This window comes from Streptococcus mitis, from assembly GCF_003944325.1.
Taxonomy (GTDB): domain Bacteria; phylum Bacillota; class Bacilli; order Lactobacillales; family Streptococcaceae; genus Streptococcus; species Streptococcus mitis_CW.
Map to the genome: position 1 here is coordinate 1 of NZ_RJPX01000058.1, position 6,860 is coordinate 6,860.

At 37.8% G+C, this 6,860-nt stretch carries 8 protein-coding genes; 6 read left to right on the forward strand and 2 right to left on the reverse strand.

The genetic code is table 11. The features are described from left to right. The coding region (locus D8787_RS10665) for a helix-turn-helix domain-containing protein (protein ID WP_142999768.1) at positions 1 to 429 on the reverse strand (429 nt) is incomplete at its 3' end. A 182-nt stretch (positions 430 to 611) separates the two neighbouring features. Between D8787_RS10665 and D8787_RS12145 the strand changes: the two genes are divergently transcribed. The 6 genes from D8787_RS12145 (at position 612) to D8787_RS10690 (ending at position 5,705) form a co-directional block, all read left to right on the forward strand. Next, complete coding sequence (locus D8787_RS12145) at positions 612 to 785, forward strand: PhrA family quorum-sensing system peptide (RefSeq protein ID WP_042900840.1); 174 nt, start codon at positions 612 to 614, stop codon at positions 783 to 785. Then, positions 782 to 1,801, forward strand: coding sequence for a choline-binding protein CbpC (cbpC, locus tag D8787_RS10670; protein WP_125423707.1), 1,020 nt, complete (start codon positions 782 to 784; stop codon positions 1,799 to 1,801). Before D8787_RS12145 ends, cbpC begins: the two co-directional genes overlap by 4 nt. Before the next feature lie 312 nt (positions 1,802 to 2,113). Next, the gene (gene gla / locus D8787_RS10675; protein WP_125423710.1) at positions 2,114 to 3,019 is read left to right on the forward strand and encodes an aquaglyceroporin Gla; all 906 of its coding nucleotides are present in this window, start codon (positions 2,114 to 2,116) and stop codon (positions 3,017 to 3,019) included. A 123-nt stretch (positions 3,020 to 3,142) separates the two neighbouring features. Then, entirely contained in the window at positions 3,143 to 3,868 is a 726-nt protein-coding gene (locus D8787_RS10680; protein WP_125423713.1) for a CppA family protein, read from the forward strand. Continuing rightward, complete coding sequence (locus tag D8787_RS10685) at positions 3,865 to 4,800, forward strand: serine hydrolase domain-containing protein (RefSeq protein WP_125423716.1); 936 nt, start codon at positions 3,865 to 3,867, stop codon at positions 4,798 to 4,800. Before D8787_RS10680 ends, D8787_RS10685 begins: the two co-directional genes overlap by 4 nt. A gap of 8 nt (positions 4,801 to 4,808) precedes the next feature. Further along, positions 4,809 to 5,705 carry a DMT family transporter gene (locus tag D8787_RS10690; RefSeq protein ID WP_125423719.1) on the forward strand — a complete coding sequence of 299 codons (897 nt, stop codon included), beginning with the start codon at positions 4,809 to 4,811 and terminating at the stop codon, positions 5,703 to 5,705. 40 nt (positions 5,706 to 5,745) lie between these two features. On the opposite strand, the gene D8787_RS10695 is transcribed toward D8787_RS10690, so the two are convergent. Then, positions 5,746 to 6,444: a GntR family transcriptional regulator gene (locus tag D8787_RS10695; protein ID WP_125423722.1), complete on the reverse strand. Its 699-nt coding sequence runs from the start codon at positions 6,442 to 6,444 to the stop codon at positions 5,746 to 5,748. Between the last annotated feature and the right edge of the window lie 416 nt (positions 6,445 to 6,860).

Here is a 6,860-nt window from a genome sequence, read left to right on the forward strand (position 1 = left end):
AGAGACTTTTAATAATATATTTTCCAATGAAGAAATTGCCTCACACTTACTGTCATATTGATAGAAGTCAATAATAGCTTTAATCCATTCAAGGTAAGTTCGGTCTTCTAGTGTTAGAAAAGTANTTCGTTCAATCTCTATTCTATAAATATATTCCAAATTGTCATAATTTCTATCATTTAATAGTCGAGCAGATAATTGCTTGAAATTAGAGAGGTTAGATTTAATTTCAATTTGTTCATTAAAAAAATAATCTAATGGCACTTCGAGTCGTTGTGAGAGTTTGAACAAAAGGTCTGCGGAGGGAATGAAATGCCCTCTCTCAATTTTACTAATCTGGCTTTGTTCACAAATTCCTTCTGCAAGAGTTTGTTGAGAGAGACCTAACTCTTTTCTCTTTACTCTGAATTTCTCAGCGAGTATATTCATAAAAAATATTATTCCTTTCTACTTAACTTAATTATATTTCTTTTAGTTAAAAATAGCAAATTTGTAATAAAAAATGTTTATGTGTAATTAATATAAAAAAAGTCAAAATAAACATAAAAACTTGACTGATTTTCATATGTGTGTTAGAATTAAGCAGAAAGAAAGGAGGTTCACAATATAAGATGAGGAGAAATCGTGGAATTAAAAAAATAGTTATATTTGTATTACTAAGTGTTCTTGCATTTGGCAATACAATTCCCTATCAACAGTTTGTTCAGAAGAATAGACAAATGGTAAAGTTTATAATTTCGCTTCATCTGGTGAGTGGATCTAATATTGGAGGAATATATAAATGAAACTTTTGAAAAAAACTATGCAAGTTGGGCTAACAGCACTTTTCTTTGGTTTGCTAACTACAAATACTGTATTTGCGAATACCACAGGTGGCCGATTTGTTGATAAGGATAATAGAAAATATTATGTAAAAGATGATCATAAAGCAATCTATTGGCATAAAATAGACGGTAAAACTTACTATTTTGGTGATAAAGGAGAAATGGTAGTTGGATGGCAATACTTAGAAATTCCTGGAACCGGTTATCGTGATGATTTATTTGATAATCGTCCAGTCTTCGAAATTGGCCTTCAGGAGAAGTGGTACTATTTTGGACAAGATGGTGCTTTGCTAGAACAAACAGATAAACAAGTACTAGAGGCAAAAACGTCTGAAAATACAGGAAAAGTATACGGTGAACAATATCCTCTATCTGCTGAAAAGAGAACTTATTATTTTGATAATCATTATGCTGTAAAGACAGGCTGGATTTATGAAGACGGCAATTGGTATTATTTAAATAAGCTAGGAAATTTTGGCGATGATTCTTACAATCCACTACCAATTGGTGAAGTTGCTAAGGGTTGGACTCAAGATTTTCATGTTACTATTGACATTGATAGAAGCAAACCTGCTCCATGGTACTACCTAGATCCAGCAACTGGCATTATGCAAACAGGTTGGCAATATCTAGGTAATAAGTGGTACTACCTCCGTTCCTCAGGAGCAATGGCGACTGGCTGGTATCAAGATGGTTCAACGTGGTATTATCTAGAAGCTCAAAATGGTGATATGAAGACAGGTTGGGTCAATGTTGGTAATAAATGGTACTATCTTCGTTCATCAGGTGCAATGTCCACAGGTTGGGTGAAAGATGGTTCAATATGGTACTATCTAAATGCAAGTAATGGAGATATGAAAACAGGCTGGTTCCAAGTCAATGGTAAATGGTACTATGCGTATGGTTCAGGTGCTCTAGCTGTTAATACCACAGTAGATGGTTACTACGTAAACTATAATGGTGAGTGGGTTAAGTAACGAATGCTAATCGTAACTGTAGTTGATACTTAACTTAGTAAAAAGGGCTTTTTTCTACCATTTGTCAACTCTATCAATTTTTAAGAATTAAATGAGTCAAGACAGTAGTTATTCAGTATATTTATCTACTGTAGTAGGTTGAAGAAAAGCTAAGAATGAGAAAGGACGAATTTCGTCCTTTCTTTATTATGTGACTAATAGTCACATAATAAAACCGCTTTCTCATATAATCTTTTAGAAAACCTGTTGCTAAAAGATATAAAAATTGATAGAATAAGGATTGTCTAAAAAATTTTAAGGAGAATCTATCAAATGGATTTCACATGGGCAATTAAATATGCCACTGAATTTTTGGCTACTGCTCTTTTGATCATTCTTGGAAATGGTGCAGTTGCCAACGTTGAACTTAAAGGTACGAAAGGTCACCAAAGTGGCTGGATCGTTATCGCTGTTGGTTACGGTATGGGGGTTATGATTCCTGCCTTGATGTTTGGTAACGTATCTGGAAACCACATCAACCCAGCCTTCACTCTTGGACTTGCAGTAAGCGGTCTCTTCCCTTGGGCACAAGTTGCGCCTTATATCATCGCACAAGTTTTGGGTGCTATTTTTGGTCAAGCCTTGGTTGTGGCAACACACCGCCCATACTACTTGAAAACTGAAAATCCAAACAACATCTTGGGTACTTTCTCAACAATTTCAAGTTTGGATAATGGTACAAAAGAATCACGTTTTGCAGCAACTGTTAATGGTTTTGTAAACGAGTTTATCGGTTCATTTGTTCTTTTCTTTGCAGCCCTTGGTTTGACTAAAAACTTCTTTGGTGCTGAATTAGTATCAAAAGCACAAGCAGCTATTAATGCTCAAGTTACACAAGCAACTACTCAAGGTCAAACTATTCCTCAAGAACAAGTAACAGCAGCGCTTGACCAAGCTAAAGAACAAGTAGCACCATTTATGACATCTGGTCTTGGAATTGCTCACTTGGCACTTGGTTTCCTTGTTATGGCCTTGGTAACATCACTTGGTGGACCTACAGGACCTGCCTTGAACCCTGCGCGTGACTTTGGCCCACGCCTCCTTCATACTTTCCTTCCAAAATCAGTTCTTGGTGAGCACAAAGGGGATTCAAAATGGTGGTATTCTTGGGTACCAGTAGTAGCACCTATTGCAGCAGCAATCGCGGCAGTAGCTATCTTCAAATTCCTTTACCTATAAGAAATTGAAACCGAGGAAAGCCTCGGTTTTTTAGGTGAAATTTTACGAAAAATTGGTAAATTTGAGCATAATATCTTGTAAAAAATTCTAAAATCCTTTAAAATAAAAGAGTTGGAGGAATTTATGAATGTAAATCAAATTGTACGGATTATTCCTACTTTAAAAGTTAATAATAGAAAATTAAATGAAACTTTTTATATTGAAACCCTTGGCATGAAGGTCTTGTTAGAGGAATCAGCCTTTCTGTCACTAGGGGATCAAACAGGCCTTGAAAAGCTGGTTTTAGAAGAAGCTCCAAGTATGCGTACTCGTAAGGTAGAGGGACGGAAGAAGCTAGCTAGATTGATTGTCAAGGTGGAAAATCCCTTGGAAATCGAAGGACTTTTATCTAAAACAGATTCGATTCATCGATTATACAAGGGACAAAATGGCTACGCTTTTGAAGTTTTCTCACCAGAAGATGATTTGATTTTGATTCATGCAGAAGATGATAGAGCAAGTCTAGTAGAAGTAGAAGAAAACCCTGAGTTTCAAACAGATTTGGAATCAATTTCTTTAAGTAAATTTGAGATTTCTATAGAATTACATCTCTCAACTGCTGTCGAAAGTTTCTTGGAATTATTTGAAATTGGGGCGTCACTTGATTTTATCCCAGCTCAGGGGCAGGATTTGACTGTTGACAATACGGTTACTTGGGACTTATCTATGCTCAAGTTCTTGGTCAATGAACTAGATATAGCAAGTCTGCGCCAGAAATTTGAGTCTACCGAATATTTTATTCCTAAGTCTGAAAAATTCTTCCTTGGAAAAGATAGAAATAATGTTGAATTGTGGTTTGAAGAAGTATGAAGTGGACCAAGATTATTAAAAAAATAGAAGAACAAATCGAGGCAGGGATTTATCCTGGAGCCTCTTTTGCGTATTTTAAGGACAATCAATGGACGGAGTTCTATTTAGGCCAGAGTAATCCAGAACATGGCTTGGATACTGAGGCAGGACTAGTTTATGACCTAGCCAGTGTCAGCAAGGTTGTTGGGGTTGGCACCATTTTTACCTTCTTGTGGGAAAACGGTCAATTAGATATTGACAGACCAGTAACCGATTTTTTACCTGAAAGTGATTATCCAGATATCACTATTCGTCAACTCTTGACTCACGCAACAGATCTTGATCCTTTTATTCCTAACCGTGATCTTTTAACAGCTTCAGAATTAAAGGAAGCCATGTTTCATCTCAACAGACGAAGTCAGCCAGCCTTTCTTTATTCGGATGTCCATTTTTTGCTGTTGGGCTTTATTTTGGAAAGAATCTTCGATCAAGACTTGGATGTGATTATACAGGAGCAAGTCTGGAAACCTTGGGGAATGAATGAAACCCAGTTTGGGCCTGTTGAGTATGCTGTTCCAACGGTTAGAGGTGTAGAGGCAGGTCTAGTACATGATCCCAAGGCTCGTCTCTTGGGCAGACATGCTGGTAGTGCTGGTTTGTTTTCGACTGTAAAGGATTTACAAATCTTTTTGCAGCACTATTTAAATGATGATTTTGCAAGAGATTTGAGTCAAAATTTTTCTCCTTTGGATGACAAGGAACGTTCTTTGGCATGGAATTTAGAAGGAGAGTGGCTAGACCATACGGGCTATACAGGTACCTTTATCATGTGGAATCGTCAGAAGCAAGAAGCGGTCATTTTCCTATCCAATCGTACCTATGAAAAGGATGAGCGGGCCCAGTGGATATTAGATCGTAACCAAGTGATGGACTTGATCCGCAAAGAAGAGTAAGGAGAGACATGTCAAATAGTTTAAAAGGGACCCTATTAACAGTTGTGGCTGGGATTGCTTGGGGCTTGTCAGGAACGAGTGGCCAATACCTGATGGCACACGGAATTTCGGCTCTGGTTTTAACTAACTTACGACTTTTAATCGCCGGTGGGATTCTCATGGTCTTGGCTTATGCTACTGCAAGGGATAAAATGCTGGCCTTTTTAAAGGATAGAAAGAGTTTGCTGTCTCTTCTTATTTTTGCTCTGATTGGTCTCTTTCTCAACCAATTTGCCTATCTAACTGCTATTCAGGGAACCAATGCAGGTACCGCAACAGTGCTTCAATATGTTTGTCCTGTAGGGATTTTGATTTATAGCTGTATCAAGGATAAGGTGGCGCCGACTCTGGCAGAGATTGTTTCTATCATATTAGCCATTGGAGGGACCTTCCTGATCGCCACTCATGGGCAGTTGGACCAGTTATCTATGACACCTGCAGGTCTGTTCTGGGGTCTCTTTTCTGCTCTGACTTACGCACTTTATATCATTTTGCCCATAGCCTTGATTAAGAAGTGGGGAAGCAGTTTGGTCATTGGTGTGGGAATGGTCATAGCAGGTTTGGTCGCACTTCCTTTTACAGGAGTTCTACAGGCCGATATTCCGACTAGTCTTGATTTTCTCCTTGCGTTTGCAGGCATTATCCTTATCGGGACTGTCTTTGCCTATATAGCCTTTTTAAAAGGAGCAAGTCTGATAGGACCGGTTAAGTCAAGTTTGTTGGCTTCAATTGAGCCAATTTCGGCTGTTTTCTTTGCCTTCCTAATCATGAATGAACAATTTTATCCCATTGATTTTCTTGGTATGGCAATGATATTGTTTGCTGTAACTTTGATTTCTTTGAAAGATTTACTCTTAGAAAAATAAAAGCCTCTTTGTCTGTGACAGAGAGGTTTTGCCTAGTAGTCTAATTGTTTTCAAGATAAAATTCAAAGCGTTCGCCTACATATTGACTTTTAACGTATTCAAATGCAGTACCATCTTCTAGGTAGGAAACCTGAGTCAGACCAAGAATAGCATGTCCTTTTTCAACTTCCAAATAGTGGGCAATCTTTTCTTTAGCAAGACGAGCATAAATAGTCTGCTGTGATTTACCAATACGATAGCCATGTTTTTGTAGAGTTTGGAAGAAATGACTGGTAATTTCTTCTTTTTTAAAGTTCTTAATAAATTTTTCTGGAATAGAAGCAACTTCATAAACCAGAGGAACTTTGTCGGCATAGCGAACACGTTCCATTCGGATAATGTTTTCGGTTGGAGAAATTCCTAACTTAGCAACTTCTTGCTCATTGGGAATGGTTTTTCTGTAAGAAATGAGCTGGCTAGAGGGAATTTTGTCTTGAGACTTAACAATTTCAGTAAAACTGGTTGTCCCTCGCATCTTTTCTTGTACCCGAGTACTGGAAACAAAGGTGCCGCTTCCTACACGACGCTCTAAAACGCCTTCTTCGACTAATAGAGATACAGCTTGGCGAAGGGTCATACGACTGACCTCAAACTGCTCTGCTAAATCTCGTTCACTAGGAAGCCTCTCACCAATAGCCCAACGATGTTCGTCAATATCCTTTTTAATCTGATCATGGATTTTCATATAAGCAGGTAGCATATTTTTCACTTCATTTCTATCTTTTCTCTATTGTACCCCAATAAACAAGAAAAAGTCAATCTTCGCCTTGTTTATACTCTTCGAAAATCTCTTCAAACCACGTCAGCTCTATCTGCAACCTCAAAACAGTGTTTTGAGCAACCTGCGGCTAGCTTCCTAGTTTGCTCGGTAAATTCCCAAACTAAGTTCCACCGCTAATCCAAGTGGAAGTTAGTCTGATAAAAATTGTAAAAACCAGTGGAAATCCGTGTCAGGGTAAGTTCCACTGGTTTTACTAATGCTTGATTTTATTGCTTTTTTAACCAAACTGAATCGAAAAAAAGAGCGCACAAAATCCTCTCATCTGAAAGCGTTTCAGATTAAGTTCCGCTATGGTGGAAGTTAGTGTGAGACGTTTGAATGCGGTTAAAGGTTAG

Excerpts from the sequence above, each read along its gene's own strand:
- D8787_RS12145 (WP_042900840.1), top strand. The coding sequence starts at position 612 with ATGAGGAGAAATCGTGGAATTAAAAAAATAGTTATATTTGTATTACTA.
- cbpC (WP_125423707.1), top strand. The coding sequence starts at position 782 with ATGAAACTTTTGAAAAAAACTATGCAAGTTGGGCTAACAGCACTTTTC.
- gla (WP_125423710.1), top strand. The coding sequence starts at position 2,114 with ATGGATTTCACATGGGCAATTAAATATGCCACTGAATTTTTGGCTACT.
- D8787_RS10680 (WP_125423713.1), top strand. The coding sequence starts at position 3,143 with ATGAATGTAAATCAAATTGTACGGATTATTCCTACTTTAAAAGTTAAT.
- D8787_RS10685 (WP_125423716.1), top strand. The coding sequence starts at position 3,865 with ATGAAGTGGACCAAGATTATTAAAAAAATAGAAGAACAAATCGAGGCA.
- D8787_RS10690 (WP_125423719.1), top strand. The coding sequence starts at position 4,809 with ATGTCAAATAGTTTAAAAGGGACCCTATTAACAGTTGTGGCTGGGATT.
- D8787_RS10695 (WP_125423722.1), bottom strand. The coding sequence starts at position 6,444 with ATGCTACCTGCTTATATGAAAATCCATGATCAGATTAAAAAGGATATT.